General features: G+C 68.7%; 13 protein-coding genes and 1 pseudogene. 10 read left to right on the top strand and 4 right to left on the bottom strand.

Annotated elements, in window-relative coordinates; translation table 11 throughout:
* Positions 1-106 precede the first annotated feature (106 nt).
* Complete coding sequence (locus tag AC3WRN_RS12015) at positions 107-490, bottom strand: PsiF family protein (RefSeq protein ID WP_068098865.1); 384 nt, start codon at positions 488-490, stop codon at positions 107-109.
* A 151-nt stretch (positions 491-641) separates the two neighbouring features.
* Positions 642-2,153, bottom strand: a complete 1,512-nt coding sequence (locus AC3WRN_RS12010; RefSeq protein ID WP_492623130.1) for an aminotransferase class III-fold pyridoxal phosphate-dependent enzyme — start codon at positions 2,151-2,153, stop codon at positions 642-644.
* Between the two features lie 290 nt (positions 2,154-2,443).
* On the opposite strand from AC3WRN_RS12010, the gene AC3WRN_RS12005 reads away from it, so the two are divergent.
* From AC3WRN_RS12005 to AC3WRN_RS11960, 10 genes and pseudogenes are all read left to right on the top strand, one after another.
* Positions 2,444-3,373, top strand: coding sequence for an ABC transporter ATP-binding protein (locus AC3WRN_RS12005; protein ID WP_492623129.1), 930 nt, complete (start codon positions 2,444-2,446; stop codon positions 3,371-3,373).
* Position 3,374: 1 nt separating this feature from the next.
* Positions 3,375-4,163, top strand: coding sequence for an ABC transporter permease (locus AC3WRN_RS12000; protein WP_492623128.1), 789 nt, complete (start codon positions 3,375-3,377; stop codon positions 4,161-4,163).
* A gap of 44 nt (positions 4,164-4,207) precedes the next feature.
* Positions 4,208-5,437, top strand: coding sequence for a sensor histidine kinase (locus tag AC3WRN_RS11995; RefSeq protein ID WP_492623127.1), 1,230 nt, complete (start codon positions 4,208-4,210; stop codon positions 5,435-5,437).
* 75 nt (positions 5,438-5,512) lie between these two features.
* Positions 5,513-6,115, top strand: a complete 603-nt coding sequence (locus tag AC3WRN_RS11990) for a response regulator transcription factor (RefSeq protein ID WP_068090802.1) — start codon at positions 5,513-5,515, stop codon at positions 6,113-6,115.
* A gap of 66 nt (positions 6,116-6,181) precedes the next feature.
* Positions 6,182-7,213: a tRNA preQ1(34) S-adenosylmethionine ribosyltransferase-isomerase QueA gene (gene queA, locus AC3WRN_RS11985; RefSeq protein WP_492623126.1), complete on the top strand. Its 1,032-nt coding sequence runs from the start codon at positions 6,182-6,184 to the stop codon at positions 7,211-7,213.
* 129 nt (positions 7,214-7,342) lie between these two features.
* Positions 7,343-8,485: a tRNA guanosine(34) transglycosylase Tgt gene (tgt, locus tag AC3WRN_RS11980; protein WP_492623125.1), complete on the top strand. Its 1,143-nt coding sequence runs from the start codon at positions 7,343-7,345 to the stop codon at positions 8,483-8,485.
* 165 nt (positions 8,486-8,650) lie between these two features.
* Positions 8,651-8,980 (top strand): preprotein translocase subunit YajC, encoded by a 330-nt coding sequence (gene yajC / locus AC3WRN_RS11975; protein WP_492623124.1) that lies wholly within the window; start codon positions 8,651-8,653, stop codon positions 8,978-8,980.
* A 158-nt stretch (positions 8,981-9,138) separates the two neighbouring features.
* Entirely contained in the window at positions 9,139-11,022 is a 1,884-nt protein-coding gene (gene secD / locus AC3WRN_RS11970; protein ID WP_492623123.1) for a protein translocase subunit SecD, read from the top strand.
* A 71-nt stretch (positions 11,023-11,093) separates the two neighbouring features.
* Positions 11,094-12,056, top strand: coding sequence for a protein translocase subunit SecF (gene secF, locus AC3WRN_RS11965; RefSeq protein WP_068090797.1), 963 nt, complete (start codon positions 11,094-11,096; stop codon positions 12,054-12,056).
* 216 nt (positions 12,057-12,272) lie between these two features.
* Positions 12,273-13,079: pseudogene (locus AC3WRN_RS11960) on the top strand (sterol desaturase family protein); the annotation flags it as partial.
* Between the two features lie 272 nt (positions 13,080-13,351).
* On the opposite strand, the gene murU reads toward AC3WRN_RS11960, so the two are convergent.
* Together murU and AC3WRN_RS11950 are read right to left on the bottom strand one after the other, a co-directional pair.
* A complete protein-coding gene (murU, locus tag AC3WRN_RS11955; RefSeq protein ID WP_068090795.1) occupies positions 13,352-14,056 on the bottom strand; it encodes an N-acetylmuramate alpha-1-phosphate uridylyltransferase MurU in 705 nt (234 codons plus the stop codon).
* Entirely contained in the window at positions 14,053-15,066 is a 1,014-nt protein-coding gene (locus AC3WRN_RS11950) for an aminoglycoside phosphotransferase family protein (protein WP_492623122.1), read from the bottom strand. The genes murU and AC3WRN_RS11950 overlap by 4 nt, the downstream gene beginning before the upstream one ends.
* Between the last annotated feature and the right edge of the window lie 23 nt (positions 15,067-15,089).

The raw sequence follows: 15,089 nt of genomic DNA, 5'->3' as shown, positions 1-15,089 counted from the left end.
CCCCCCCCCCCCCCCCCCCCCCCCCCCCCCCCCCCCCCCCCCCCCCCCCCCCCCCCCCCCCCCCCCCCCCCCCCCCGGGGCCGGAGAGGCGACGGGAGCCGGGATATTACGGAGTGGCGGGGGCGCCCTTGAGACAGCTGCTCATGAACGCCTTGCGATCCGTGCCCTTGAGCGCCTTCGTCTTGGCGTCGGCATTGCAGGACTTCATTTTCTCCTGCTGGGTCTCATGGGCCGCAGGCATCGCGGCGGGTGCCGCGGCGGCAGGAGTGGCGGCGGCGGTGCTCTGGCCTTTCAGGCAGGAGCTCATGAAGGCCTTGCGCTCGTCGCCTTTCTTGCCGGTCGCCTGCTTGTTGCAGTCGACCATGCGTTGCTGCTGGGCGGAATGCGGCTTGGCGGCCGACGGGGCGGTGCTGGCCGGAGCAGCCGCGAAGGCGGCGCCGGCGAAGGCGAGGGTGGCGCTGATGGCAAGCAGACGAAGTGACAACGACATGGTGACTCCTCCCTGGTGACCGGCGATTGCCGGCCCTGTCAGTCTATGCAGGGCGGACGCCGCCCCGGCAGTCCGTAAAATCTTGCGTGCATGAAGTATTCAGCTGCGGCGACGTGTCGTACATCGCCGCAGCCGGTGTGGGCCTCTGTCGTCAGGCGGCCTCGGCCTTGGCCTTGCGCGGGCCTTCCAGCAGCGCCTTGCGCACGTGGGCGACGATCAGGTCGATCTCCGCGCTGGTGACGTTGAAGTGCGGGGTGAAGCGCAACGAGTTGATGCCGCCGTGGATCACGCCGACGCCGTGCTCGCGCAGGTATTCCTCGGTGGAACCGGTGCCGTAGCACTTGTACTCCGGCGCCAGCTCGCAGGAGAACAGCAGGCCGGTGCCCTGCACCTTGGTGATCAGGCCGCCCAGCTCGCCCTTCAGCGCGTTGAGCTTGTCGACGAATTCCTTGCCGCGCTCGCGGATGTTGCTGCGCACCTGGTCACTGAGTTCGCCCAGCGTGGCCAGCGCCACGTCCAGCGCGCGCGGGTTGGCGGTCATGGTGTTGCCGTAGATGCCCTTGCGGTACAGCCCGGCGGCGCGCTCGCCGACGGCCAGCACCGACAGCGGGTACTGGCCGGCGTTGAGCGCCTTGGAGAAGGTCTCCATGTCCGGCGGCGGCAGGCCCTCGAAGCCGGGGTAGTCGACGAACGACAGCACGCCATGGGCGCGCAGGCCCGCCTGGATCGAGTCGACCAGCAGCAGGGTGCCGTGCGACTCGGTGAGTGCGCGGGCGGCCTTGTAGAACTCCGGCGTCACCGCGCGGCCGGGGTCGCCTTCGCCCATCACCGGCTCGAGGAACATCGCCTCGATGAACCAGCCGTGCTTGTCGGCGTCGGCGAACACAGCTTTCAGCTGTTCGACGCTGTACGGCTCGACCGTGATCAGGGTGTCCTCGTGGCGGTAGCTGGCGAGGTTCTGCTGGTAGGTCTTGCGGCTGGAGTCGGAATACAGCGCCGGCGCCTCGGTGCGGCCGTGGAACGCGCCCTTCACCGCGAGGCGCTTGATCGTGCGGCCGGCATGGCGGCCGCCGGCATCGGTCATCGCCTTGGCGTTGACGTCGGCGATGCGGCAGGCCAGCGAGACCGACTCGGAGCCGGAGTTCAGGCACAGGTAGCGCGCGTACGGGCTGCCGCCGCGGCTGCGGCCCAGCTCCTTGTTCAGCGCCGCGGTGAAGCGCAGTTGCGAGACGCTGGGAGTCATCACGTTCGCCATCACCTGCGGACGCGCCAGCGCAGCCTCGATCGCCGGGTTGTTGTGGCCGAAGCCGAGCATGCCGTAGCCGCCGTTGTCGTGCACCACGGCGCCCTTCAGGGTGACGATCCACGGGCCGCGCGCGGCCGCCGGCAGGTACGGGTTGATCGCGTCGTCCGGGTAGAAGTTGACGAAGCCGGCCTGCGCCCGGGCGAGCTGCTCGGTTTCATCCAGCTTGAGGAAATCAGCCATGCCAGCCGCACCCAGCTCGGCGCGCAGCTCGCGATGGCGTGCCACCGCTTCGGCGATCGCCTCGCTCAACAGGGGATCGCTCGCCGCCATGCGCTCGATGATGGCGTCGCCCAGGCCGGTGGTCCGCGGCTTGCCGCCGAATTCGCGCAGTTCGCGCAGCTGGTTGATCACACCCATGATGAATCCTCCGTAGCTCCGCTGGGCGGCACGGCGTGCCGGATCGGCGGATATTGGTTGATACGCGGCGGGAACCCAGGTGGAACGCATTTCCCCGGGATGTTCGGCGTTCATGCCGCCGTCCGGCGTGCTTCCGGGAGCCCCGACGCTTGTCAGGATACCCCGCGGCGCAGGCCGCCGTAACCCCGTGCCGCCGCAGCGGGTGACGGCTGTCATCCGCGCCGGCTGACGCCGGCGACTGTCGGCCGGGGCCGGGTGCAGCCCAGGATGCACGGCAGCGGAGGACTTCCATGCCACACGCCCACGACCCGATCGCCCGCCTCGACGGCGCCATCAAGCACTACGGCCGGCTCACTGCGCTGGCCGGCGCCGACCTGCAGCTGCACCGCGGCGAACTGCTGGCCCTGCTCGGCCCCAACGGCGCCGGTAAGACCACCGCGATCGGCCTGCTGCTGGGCCTGCTCCGCGCCGACGGCGGCAGCGTGGTGCTGTTCGGCCAGGATCCGCAGCGGATCGAGGCGCGCCGCCGGATCGGCGTGATGCTGCAGAACGCCGAGTTGCCGCCCACGTTGCGCGTGGGCGAGCTGCTGCGGCTGACCGCCAGCTACTACCCGAACCCGCGCACGCTGCAGGAGTCGGCCGAGCTGGCCGGCGTCGCCGACCTGCTCCGGCGCCCCTATGCGAAACTTTCCGGCGGCCAGCAGCGGCGCGTGCAGTTCGCGCTGGCGCTGTGCGGCCGGCCCGAGCTGCTGTTCCTCGACGAGCCGACCGTGGGCATGGACATCGAGGCGCGGCAGAAGCTGTGGTCGGCGATCCGCCGGTTGGTCGCCGAGGGCTGCGCGGTGCTGCTGACCACGCACTACCTGGAAGAGGCCGAGGCGCTGGCCGACCGCGTCTGCGTGATGTCGCGCGGACGGATGATCCATGAAGGCACGGTCGACGAGCTGCGCGCGCGGGTGGCGCTGAAGCGCGTGCGCTGCCTCGGCGCGGTCCCGCTCGAGGTGGTGCGGGGCTGGCCCGAGGTCAGCGAGGCGCGCCGGGAAAACGAACGCCTGCACATCGGCACCGCCGAGGCCGAGGCGGTGGTGAGGCGCCTGCTCGACGCCGACCCGCATCTGCGCGAACTGGAAGTGCAGCGCGCCGGCCTGGCCGAGGCGTTCACCGAACTCACCCGCGACGCCGCCGGGGTCGCGGCCAACGATCAGCGCGAGGCTGCCTGAGATGGAAACCGTCATGCCTGCCAACGAAGCGGCCCCGCCGGCGATGCCGCACCGCCGTGTCATCGGCGCCTACCTGGAGGAGGCCCGCAGCGAATGCCTGCGCTACCTGCGCGCCCCCGGCTTCATGCTGCCGGTGATGCTGTTTCCGGCGATGTTCTACCTGCTGTTCGGCGTGCTGATGGCGAAGTCGAACGGCGCCGACGCAGCGCGCTACCTGCTGGCCAGCTACGGCGTGTTCGGCGTGATGAGCCCGGGCCTGTTCGGTTTCGGCGTGTCGCTGGCGTTGGAGCGCGACGGCGGCCTGCTGACCTTCAAGCGCGCGCTGCCGATGCCGCCGGGCGCCTACCTGCTGGGCAAGATGCTGATGGCGATGGTGGCTGCCGGAGTGGTGATCCTGCTGCTGCTGGCGATGGCGCTGTCGCTGGGACACGTGGCGCTGGCCCCGGCGCAGGCCGGGGCGCTGCTGCTCACCGGCATGCTCGGCGTGCTGCCGTTCTGCGCGCTGGGTATGTTCGTCGGCACCCTGATCAAGGGCCAGGGCGCGCCCGGCATGCTGAACCTGATCTACTTGCCGATGTCGTTCCTGTCCGGCCTGTGGATGCCGCTGCCGCTGTTGCCGGCGTTCCTGCAGCGGATCGCGCCGGTATGGCCGAGCTACCACCTGGACATGCTGGCGCTGGCAGCGGTGGGCATGAACCGGGAACCCTTGCTGGTCCACGTGCTGGTGCTGATCGGTTTTGCCGCGGCCTTCCTTTTGATGGCGGCGCGACGCTTGCGCCGGTACGGTTGAAGTAGCATGCCCAGCAGAGCCGGTTCCCGGCGACAGACCACGCCATGATCCCCGCCTTCATCGCCCGATGGTTCGTGCCGGCACCCGATTCCGCGGTGGCCGACGACCTGCGCCGGGGCAAGTCGCCGTGGGCCGACAGCGTGCACCTGCTGTGGTCGCTGTGGATCTTCATCACGCCGCTGTTCGATCGTGGCCTGCATGGCTACACCCTGACTTGGCTGTTGTGCACGCTGGGCTCGTATCCGGTGTTCCTGCTGCTGTTCGCCCGGTTGCGGCTGGCTCCGCGGCGGACTGCGTATCTCCATGCCTGGGGCATGGCGGCGCTGTGTTTCGGCCTGCTGCGCTGGTACCCCAGCGGGCTCAGCTATTTCGTGTACGCCTGCGTGATGCTGAGCCATTGCGACATCCGGCGTTTCCGCAGCTATGTGATCCAGGTGCTGCTGCTCAATGCCATCTACGTAGCGCTGGCCTGGTGGATCGGCTATCCGCAGTCGCTGCTGGTGATCATGCCGGTCACGGTGTTCGTTATCTGTACCATCGTCACGGTCGAGCAGATCCACCACGAGAAGGACGCTGCGCTCAGCCTTTCGCATGACGAGGTGCGCCGGCTCGCCGCCACGGCCGAGCGCGAACGGATCGGACGCGACCTGCACGATTTGCTGGGGCATACGCTGTCGCTGATCACACTGAAGCTGGAGTTGTCGCGCAAGCTGTTCGACCGCGACGTCGAGGCCGCCCGGCGCGAGGTCGAGGAAGCGGAAAAGGTCGCGCGGCACGCCCTGGCGGAAGTGCGCTGCGCCGTCACCGGCATCCGCGCCACCGATCTCGCCGCCGAGATGGCTTCGGCGCGGCTGCTGCTGGAATCCTCGCGGGTGCATCTGGATTACGGCGAGCTGCCCGCCGACCTGCCGGGCGACATCGAGCGTGGCCTGTCGCTGGTCTTGCGCGAGGCGGTGACCAACATCGCGCGCCACGCCGGTGCCAGCCGGGCCCGGGTCGAGATGGCGCGCGAGCGGGGCAGCGTCTGCCTGCAGATCAGCGACAATGGCCGCGGCGGCATCGCGAGCGACGGCAATGGCCTGAGCGGCATGCGCGAGCGGGTGCGCGCGCTCGGCGGCACGCTCGCGTTCGAGTCGCCGCGCGGCCAGGGATCGTGTCTGCGGGTGGTGGTGCCGCTGCCGATCATGCGCCTGGTCGAATCGTCCCGGTCGGCGCCGGATCCGTCGACGGCCGGGCCGCTGGCGCACCCGCTTCCGGATCGACCCGTCGCGTGAGCCCATTCGTGTTCCCATGCCCGCACAGACCATGACGCCAATCCTTCACTCGCGCGGACGCCGTGGAGCCATCGCATGATCCGGGTGCTGCTGGCCGAGGACCAGGCGATGGTGCGCGGTGCACTGTCCGCGCTGCTGAACCTGGAGAGCGACATCGAGGTGCTCGGTTCCGCCGCCGACGGCGAGGCGGCGTGGCGCGAGCTGCAACGGCTGAAGCCCGACGTGCTGGTCACCGACATCGAGATGCCTGGCCTGACCGGGCTGGAACTGGCGCAGCGCATCCAGCGGCAGGGACTGCCGATCAAGGTGGTCATCGTCACCACGTTCGCGCGTCCCGGTTTCCTGCGCCGCGCGCTGGATGCCGGCGTGTCCGGCTACCTGCTGAAGGACGCTCCCGCCGAGAACCTCGCCGAGGCCTTGCGCACCGTGCATCGCGGCGGCCGCGCGATCGACCCGCAGCTGGCGCTGGAGGCATGGTCCGAAGCCGATCCGCTGAACGACCGCGAACGCCAGGTGTTGCGCCTGGCCGGCGAAGGGCAGTCGGCGGGCGATATCGCCGCGCAGTTGAACCTGTCGCACGGCACCGTGCGCAATTACCTGTCCGAGGCGATCGGCAAGCTCGGCGTCGCCAACCGCATCGAGGCCTATCGGCTGGCGCGGCAAAAGGGCTGGTTGTAGGCGGTTGCGCCGGAATCGGCGCGCTGCGGGATAATGCCCCGTTCCCCGATGCCGGCCGCACCTGCCTTGAAGAAGTCCGATTTCGATTTCGAACTGCCGCCCGAGCTGATCGCGCAGGCGCCGCTGCCCGAGCGTTCGTCCAGCCGCCTGCTGCTGCTCGACGTGGCGGCGCAGTCGCGGCAGGACCGCCGGTTCCGCGAGCTGCCCGATTTCCTGCAGCCGGGCGACCTGCTGGTGTTCAACGACACCCGCGTGCTGCCGGCGCGGCTGTACGGGCGCAAGGACACCGGCGGCGCGGTGGAGATCCTGATCGAGCGGGTCACCGGCGCGCACGAGGCGGTGGTGCAGCTGGGCGTGAGCAAGAAGCCGAAGGAGGGCGCGCGGATCGAGCTGGCCGACGGCAGCCATGCGGTGGTGCTGGGCCGCGACGAGAGCTTCTTCCGGCTGCGTTTCGAGGCGCCGGAGCCGCTAGAGAAGCTGCTGCTGAAGCTGGGCGAGATGCCGTTGCCACCGTACATCGTGCGGCACGCCGACGCCAGCGACATGGAGCGCTACCAGACCGTGTTCGCGCGCGAGCCCGGCGCGGTGGCGGCGCCCACCGCCGGCCTGCATTTCGACGCGGCGATCCTGGCCAAGCTGCGCGAGCGCGGCGTCGAGTTCGGCTACGTCACCCTGCATGTCGGCGCCGGCACGTTTCAGCCGGTGCGGGTGGACGACCTGAAGGACCACCGCATGCACCGCGAGTGGCTCAACGTCGGGGCGCACCTGATCGGTCAGATCCGCCGCACCCGCGCGAACGGCGGGCGGGTGATCGCGGTCGGCACCACCGTGGTGCGCGCGCTGGAAAGCGCCAGCAAGGACGGCGAGCTGCACCCGTTCGCCGGCGAGACGCAGATCTTCATCTTCCCCGGCTACCGCTTCACCAGCATCGACGGCCTGATCACCAACTTCCACTTGCCGCAATCGACCCTGCTGATGCTGGTGTCGGCGCTGGCCGGGCGCGAGTTCATGCTCGGCGCGTACCGCCACGCGGTCGAGCAGCGCTACCGCTTCTTCTCCTACGGCGACGCCATGCTGATCCTGCCCCACGGCGTATAAGCGGCACACCGTCCGTGTAGGAGCCCACCCTGTGGGCGATGCTTCTACGGGCCCGCATCAAGAGCATCGCCCACAGGGTGGGCTCCTACATGCAGTGCGGGGCCTGGCCAAACCCGCGATAATGCCTGGATGACTTCCCTCCAGTTCGACCTCCACGCCACCGACGGCGCCGCCCGCCGCGGCCGCCTCACGTTTGCCCGCGGCACGGTGGAGACGCCGGCGTTCATGCCGGTGGGCACCTACGGTTCGGTCAAGGCGATGACGCCGCGCGACGTCGGCGACATCGGCGCCGAGATCATCCTGGGCAACACCTTCCACCTGTTCCTGCGTCCGGGGCTGGAGGTCATCGGGAAGTTCGGCGGGCTGCACCGCTTCATCGGCTGGGACAGGCCGATCCTCACCGACTCGGGCGGCTTCCAGGTGTTCTCGCTGGCGCACAAGCGCAAGATCAGCGAGGAGGGCGTGACCTTCGCCTCGCCGGTGGACGGCTCGAAGGTGTTCCTGTCGCCGGAAGTGTCGATGCAGATCCAGACGACGCTCGACTCGGACATCGCGATGATCTTCGACGAGTGCACGCCGTATCCGGCCACCGAAAAGGTGGCGGCGGACTCGATGGAACTCAGCCTGCGCTGGGCCGAACGCTCGCGCCGCGCTTTCGACGAGCTGCAGCGTGTCGATTCAAAGCCGCCGAACGCGCTGTTCGGCATCGTGCAGGGCAGCGTGTACGAGAACCTGCGCCGGCGCTCGGCGGATGGCCTGGCGGGCATCGGTTTCGACGGCTACGCGGTGGGTGGCCTCGCCGTGGGCGAGCCGGAGGCCGAGCGCAACCATGCGCTGGACTTCACCGTGCCGCTGCTGCCGGCGGACCGGCCGCGCTACCTGATGGGCGTGGGCCGGCCGGAGGACATCGTCGAGGCGGTGCGCCGCGGCATCGACATGTTCGATTGCGTGATGCCGACCCGCAACGCGCGCAACGGCTTCCTGTTCACCGCCGAGGGCACGCTGCGCATCCGCAACGCGAAGTACGCCACCGACACCGGCGTGATCGAGGAAGGCTGCGACTGCTACGCCTGCAGCCACGGCTTCAGCCGCGCCTACCTGCGCCACCTCGACCGCTGCAACGAGATCCTCGGCAGCCAGCTCGCCACCGTGCACAACCTGCGCTACTACCAGCGCCTGATGGCCGGCCTGCGCGGGGCGATCGCCGACCGCACGCTGGAGGCGTTCGTGGCGGAGTTCTACGCCCGTCGCCGGGGCGCTGCGGTTTCGTAGGGGGCGCGAACCCGCCGAAATGGCCTTGCATCGGGTGCCGGCTGCCCTCATCAGGGATCAGCCAGCGGCATCGTGCATGGCCCGGGGGTGCATGGCATAATCGAGAATCTTTTATCGGGCGTTCAGCTGAAATCCCCGGCGGCGCCATAACTTGCGAGACAAACCATGAGTTTTCCGATCTCTCCCGTGATCGCCCAGGCTACTCCGCAGCCGCAGGGCGGCGGCATGTCCATGATCATCATGATGGTGGTGCTGTTCGGCCTGATGTACTTCATGATGATCCGCCCGCAGATGAAGCGGCAGAAGGAGCATCGCGCGCTGATCGCCGGCCTGGCCAAGGGCGACGAGGTGGTCACCAACGGCGGCATCGCCGGGCGCGTGGACGAGGTGGGCGAGACCTTCATCACGGTCGAGATCGCGCCCAACGTGAAGGTCAAGGTGCAGAAAGCCGCGGTCCAGCAGGTGCTGCCCAAGGGCTCGTTGAAGTCCGCCTGAAACCCGGGATGTCCAGGGGCAGGGCTTTTTCGAATAGTGCGGCCATGGATGGCCGCTTCTTGATGTTCGCGATCACGGACGATCGTAAAAATAAACTTCGGCCATAGATGGCCGCTTCTTGACGTTCGCGATCACGGACGATCGCAAAGGACCGGATCATGAGTGATTTTCCCCGCTGGAAGTACGCGCTGGTCGCGTTGGTGATGCTGTTTGGCGTCATCTACGCCTTGCCGAATGCATTTCCCCCGGTGCCGGCGGTGCAGGTCACGGCCAACCGCGACGCGCCGCCGATCGACCAGGCGGTGCAGCAGAAGGTGACCGCGGCGCTGGCCGCCAAGAACGTCCCGGTTACCCGGGTGTTCGAGGAGGGCGACCACCTGCTGGCCACGTTCGTCAACTCCGACGTGCAGAAGAGCGGCGCCGACGCGATCAAGGCGGCGCTGGGCGACGGCTACACGGTGGCGTTCAAGCTGCAGTCCAACGTGCCGGGCTGGCTGGGCGCGATCGGCGCCCGCTCGATGCCGCTGGGCCTGGATCTTCAGGGCGGCGTGCACTTCCTGATGCAGGTCGACCAGAAGGACGCGATCGAGAAGCAGGAAAACAGCTACGCCGACGACATCCGCGCGCTGCTGCGCGACAAGAACATCCGTTACGAATCGGTCACCCGCAATGCCGCGGGCGGCCAGGGCATCGCGGTGATCCTGCGCTCGGCCGACGACCGCTCCACCGCGTCCGACGCGATCGCCAACGAATACACCGACCTGCTGGTGTCCTCCGGCGCCAGCACCGGCGACCGCTACGTGCTGAACGTGACGGTCAAGCCCGAGAAGCTGCGCGAGCTGTCGCGCAGCGCGATCACCCAGAACCTGGGCACGCTGCGCAACCGCATCAACGCGCTGGGCGTGTCCGAGCCGCTGATCCAGCAGCAGGGCGACAGCCGCATCGTGGTCGAGCTGGCCGGCGTGCAGGACCCGACCGAGGCGAAGAAGCTGATCGGCGCGGTCGCCACCTTGCAGTACCGGCCCGGCATCGGCCAGCCCGGCGACCCCCGCGCGGCGGAAGCGGCGCGCACCGGCAACATCCCGCCAGACGCGAACCTGTACTACATGCGCGGCGACAACCGGCCGGTGCTGGTGAGCAAGCAGATCATCGTGACCGGCAACCAGCTGGTGGATGCCTCTTCGGGCATCGACCAGCAGAGCGGCACGCCGAAGGTCGACGTCACCCTGAACGCGGCCGGCGCCAAGAAGATGGGCGACTTCACCAACGCCAACGTCGGCAAGCCGATGGCGGTGCTGTACGTGGAGCAGGTCTACGAGACGAAGGTGATCGACGGCAAGGAAGTGCGCGTGCCCAAGGTCACCGAGACGGTGATCAACGACGCCACCATCCAGAGCCCCTTCAGCAGGCAGTTCCAGACCACCGGCCTGGGCAGCCCGAAGGAAGCCTCCGACCTCGCCCTGCTGCTCAAGGGCGGCGCGCTGGCCGCGCCGATGGACATCGTCGAGGAAGGCGTGATCGGCGCCAGCCTGGGCCAGGACAACATCGACAAGGGCTTCAAGGCGGTGCTGCTGGGCCTGGCCCTGGTGCTGCTGGCGGCGGCGGTCTACTACAAGCTGTTCGGCCTGGTCGCGGACATCGCGCTGTTCTTCAACCTGGTGATCCTGGTGGCGGTGATGTCGCTGATCGGCGTCACCCTGACCATGCCGGGCGTGGCCGGCATCGTGCTGACCCTGGGCATGGCGATCGACGCGAACGTGCTGATCTGCGAGCGCGTGCGCGAGGAGCTGCGCAACGGCTCGAGCCCGCACGCGGCGATCCGCGCCGGCTACGAAAAGGCCTGGTCCACCATCCTCGACGCCAACGTCACCCACCTGATCGCCGCCCTGGCGCTGACCACGATGGGTACCGGCGCGATCAAGGGCTTCGGCGTGACGCTGATGATCGGCATCCTGACCTCGCTGTTCACCTCGGTGACGCTGACCCACGCGTTCACCGCGGCGATCCACGGCCACCGCAAGCTCAAGACGCTGTCGGTCTAGGGTTTATTGAATAGTGCGGCCATGGATGGCCGCTTTTGCCCGGAAATGGACTTCCATAGAGAGAATCCACCATGGAAATCTTCAATCACGACAGCAACATCCACTTCCTGGGGATGCGCAAGTACACCATTGCCATCGCCATTTTCCTGATGGTCGCCTCGGTCGGGCTGATCGCGTTCAAGGGCCTCAACTACGGGCTGGATTTCACCGGCGGCGTGTCGATGGTGGTCGACTACGACCAGTCGGTGGAGATCTCCGGGGTACGTGATGCGCTCGACAAGGGCGGCATCCACAACGCGATGGTGCAGAGCCTGGGCGGTACCCGCGAGGTGTCGATCCGCCTGCAGCCGAAGGACGACCCGGGTGCCGTCGACGCCGCCGGCAAGTTCAACCTCGATCGCATCGCCACCGACGTGATCAAGGTGCTGCACGTGTCCCGCCCGGATGCGCGGCTGAAGAGCCGCGACTACGTCAGCGCCCAGGTGGGCCAGGAATTGCGCAGCGACGGCACGGTGGCCGCGGTGTTCGTGATCCTCGGCATCATGGCCTACCTGTGGGTTCGCTTCGAGCGCCGCTTCGCGATCGCCGCGGTGATCACCGAGGTGCACGACACTTTGGTGACGCTGGGCATCCTCGCGCTGGTGCAGCGCGAGTTCGACATGACGGTGCTGGCTTCGGTGCTGGCGGTGATCGGTTACTCGATCAACGACAAGGTGGTGGTGTTCGACCGCATCCGCGAGCTGTTCCGGCTGGCGCGCAAGGCCGAGCCGGAGGAGATCCTCAACCGCTCGATCAACAACACCCTGTCGCGGACCATCATCACCTCGCTGTTCACCGGCATCACCATGGGCGCGCTGTACTTCTTCGGCGGCACCGCGGTGCACGGCTTCGCCATCACCATGCTGATCGGCATCGTGGTCGGCACGTTGTCCTCGATCTTCGTGGCCAGCCCGATCCTGCTGTGGCTGGGCGTGTCGAAGAAGGACCTGATGCCGGTCACCCGCGACAACCCGGAGCTGGCGCGGCGCCCATGAGTAGCATCGCCCGCAAAGCGGGTGATTCCGATGTTCTCTCCCCTGCTCGCAGGGGAGATGCCCACAGGGCAGAGGGGTAGCCCACGAAACGAAACGGCCCGGTCTCCACCGGGCCGTTCGTTTTTCAGGGGGCGCCATGCCGTCATCGCGAAAGCTTGCGACGGCCACGCCGCAGCCGGAGTCCTGTAATCGGTCCGGCAGTCTCCTTCCACGACCATGCACGCCATTCTCGCCCTCTGGTCGGCGGTGGTGAACTGGCTGGCGTTGCGCGTGGTCGAGCCGGTTCTCGCCGCCCTGCATCTTTCCCGACTGGTCGCCGACCCGCCGCACGAGATCGCGCAGTACTTCCTGCTCACCGCGATACAGGTGACGATCATCGCCGGCGTGTTCAGGCCGCTGGAAGGCTTGTGGCCGGCGGAGCGCTGGGCCGACCGCCGCGCCACCGCGGTCGATCGCGCCTACACCCTGCTCAAGCTGTTCGGCGTGCTTCCGCTGTTCACCTATCTGGTGCTGCCGCCGCTGGCGCGGCCGATCGGCGGCGCGGGCGACAACACGGGCGGCGTGCTCAGCCTGCAGGGTCTGCTGCCATGGTTGGGGTGGCACCCGGTGCTGCTGTTCCTGGTCTATTACGCGCTCTACGACCTGGTGTACTACGCCATCCACCGCCTGCAGCACACGATCCCGTGGTGGTGGGCGCTGCACAGCCTGCATCACAGCCAGCGCCAGCTGGGCTGCTGGTCGAACGACCGCGACCACTACCTCGATGACTTGCTGGAGGCGCTGATCGTGGCCGCCGTCGCGCTGCTGGTCGGCGTGTCGCCCACCGACTACGTGCTGCTGGTGCTCAGCAGCGAGCTGCTGCAGAACCTCGACCACGCCAACCTGCGGCTGCGCTTCGGGCCGGTGCTGGACAAGTTGCTGGTCGACCCGCACTACCACCGGCTGCACCACATGCGGGTGGACCCGGACCGCCCCGGCCTGCATCACTGCAACTTCGCTTTCATCTTCCCGGTCTGGGACATCCTGTTCGGCACCGCGCTGTTCGTCGAGCCGTTGCGCCCCACCGGCGTGGGCGACCCGATGGTGGATGCGGACAACCGCCACGGCCTCGTGGGCCAGCAGTTGTACGTGCTGCGCCGCTTCTGGGGCGCGTTCCGCTGGCGCGAGGGCTGGCGACCGGGCGACGTGGCTTTCGATGAACGTTACATGCCGGTGCGCGAATTCGACCTGCATCGGCTGGAAGCCAGCCAGATTCCCTTGACACATGCCGAAGGGCGGGCGGCGGGTGCCGTGGCTCAGCCGGAAAGCTCGGTATCCAGCTGCGCCAGCCGCGCAGGCGTGCCCACGTCGGTCCAGTGGCCGCGATGCAGCGAGCCGGCCAGCGCGCAGCGTGCCATCGCCGCTTCCAGCAGTGGTCGCAGCTTGAAACGTGGCGGTTTCGCATCGACGCCCGCCGCGTCGCCCACGGTTTCGCGCCAGCCGTCCAGCAGCTCACGGCGGAACACGCCGATGCCGCTGTAGGTGAGTCGCGCCGCACCGTCGGCGTGCAGCGATCCCTGAGCATCCAACTGGAAATCGCCGCCGGGATGGTGTGCGGGGTTGTCCACCATCAGCAGGTGCGCCAGGCCGGCCGGCTCGGCGGGCAGGGCGGCATAGTCGGCGTCGCTCCACACGTCGCCGCTGACCACCAGGAACGGCTCCGCTCCCAGCAGCGGCAGCGCGTTGAGCATGCCGCCGCCGGTTTCCAGCGGCAGCGGCCCCTCGTAGGCGTAGCGGATGCGCAGGCCCCAGCGCGAGCCGTCGCCCAGCGCGTCGGGAAACTGTTCGGCGAGGTGCGAGGTGTTGATCACCACGTAGTGCACGCCGGCCGCGGCCAGCTTTTCCAGGTGCCACGCGATCAGCGGCTTGCCCCCCACCGGCAGCAGCGGCTTCGGCGTGCGGTCGGTCAGCGGGCGCATGCGTTCGCCCAGGCCGGCGGCGAAGATCAGCGCGTGTCTCATGCGGCCACCGGCAAGCGCAGGTCGCGCCCGCCGGCACGGCGCCGGAGCAACGCCGCGAAATCGGCCAGCTCGGGATAGCGCCCCGCCACGTCGAGCACGTACCCGTACACGCGCGGCAGGTCGTCGAGATAGCCGGATTTGCCGTCGCGGTAGTACAGCCGGCAGAAGATGCCGAGCACCTTGATGTGCCGCTGCAGGCCGGTCAGGTCGAACCAGCGCAGGAAGCGTTCGCGGTCGACCGCGGCATCGACGAGCCCCGCCTCGCGCAGGCGCAGGCGGTAGGCTTCCGCCCAGGCGTCGACCCGCGTGCGATCCCAGGCGATGTAGCAGTCGCGCAGCAGCGAGGCGAGGTCGTAGGTGACCGGGCCGACCAGGGCGCCCTGGAAATCGATGATGCCGGGGCTGTTGGCTGCGGTGATCAGCAGGTTGCGGCTGTGGTAGTCGCGGTGCACGAAGCGGCGCGGCTGCTCCAGCGCGTTCTTCAGCAGCACGGTGAATGCCGACTCCAGCACGTCCCACTCCCCGCACGCGGGCGTGCAGCCCAGGTGCCGCCCGAGGAACCACTCCGGCATGATCTCCAGCTCGCGCTGCAGGAAGGCGTGGTCGTAGGGCTGCATGCCGGTCACGTCGACGTCGCGCTGCATGCGCAGCAGCGCGTCCATCGCATCGCCGTACAGCGTGTCCACCGTGCGGTCGTTCAGCGCAGGCAGGTACAGCCGTGAGCCGAGGTCCTCGATCAGCAGGAAGCCCTGCTCGAGGTCTTGCGCGCGCACCGCCGGCACGTGCAGCCCGGCGGCGGACAGGCGGGCGCCGATTTCCAGCCACGGCCGCGGATCCTCCTGCGCCGGCGGCGAATCCATCACGATCCAGCCGTGGCCCTGGTGGCGGGTGCGCCAGTAGCTGCGGAAGCTGGCGTCGGCCGAGGCGGGCTCCAGCGTCAACGCGGCGTCGTCAAGCGCGCGGCGGGTCCAGGCGAGGCGGGCGGTAGCGCGGTCGGGCGTGGAAATCATGGCAACCATCGATGGCGGAACCG

Source organism: Rhodanobacter sp. FW101-FHT13A11 (assembly GCF_058790335.1).
This window is presented reverse-complemented; position numbering and strand designations above follow the sequence as displayed.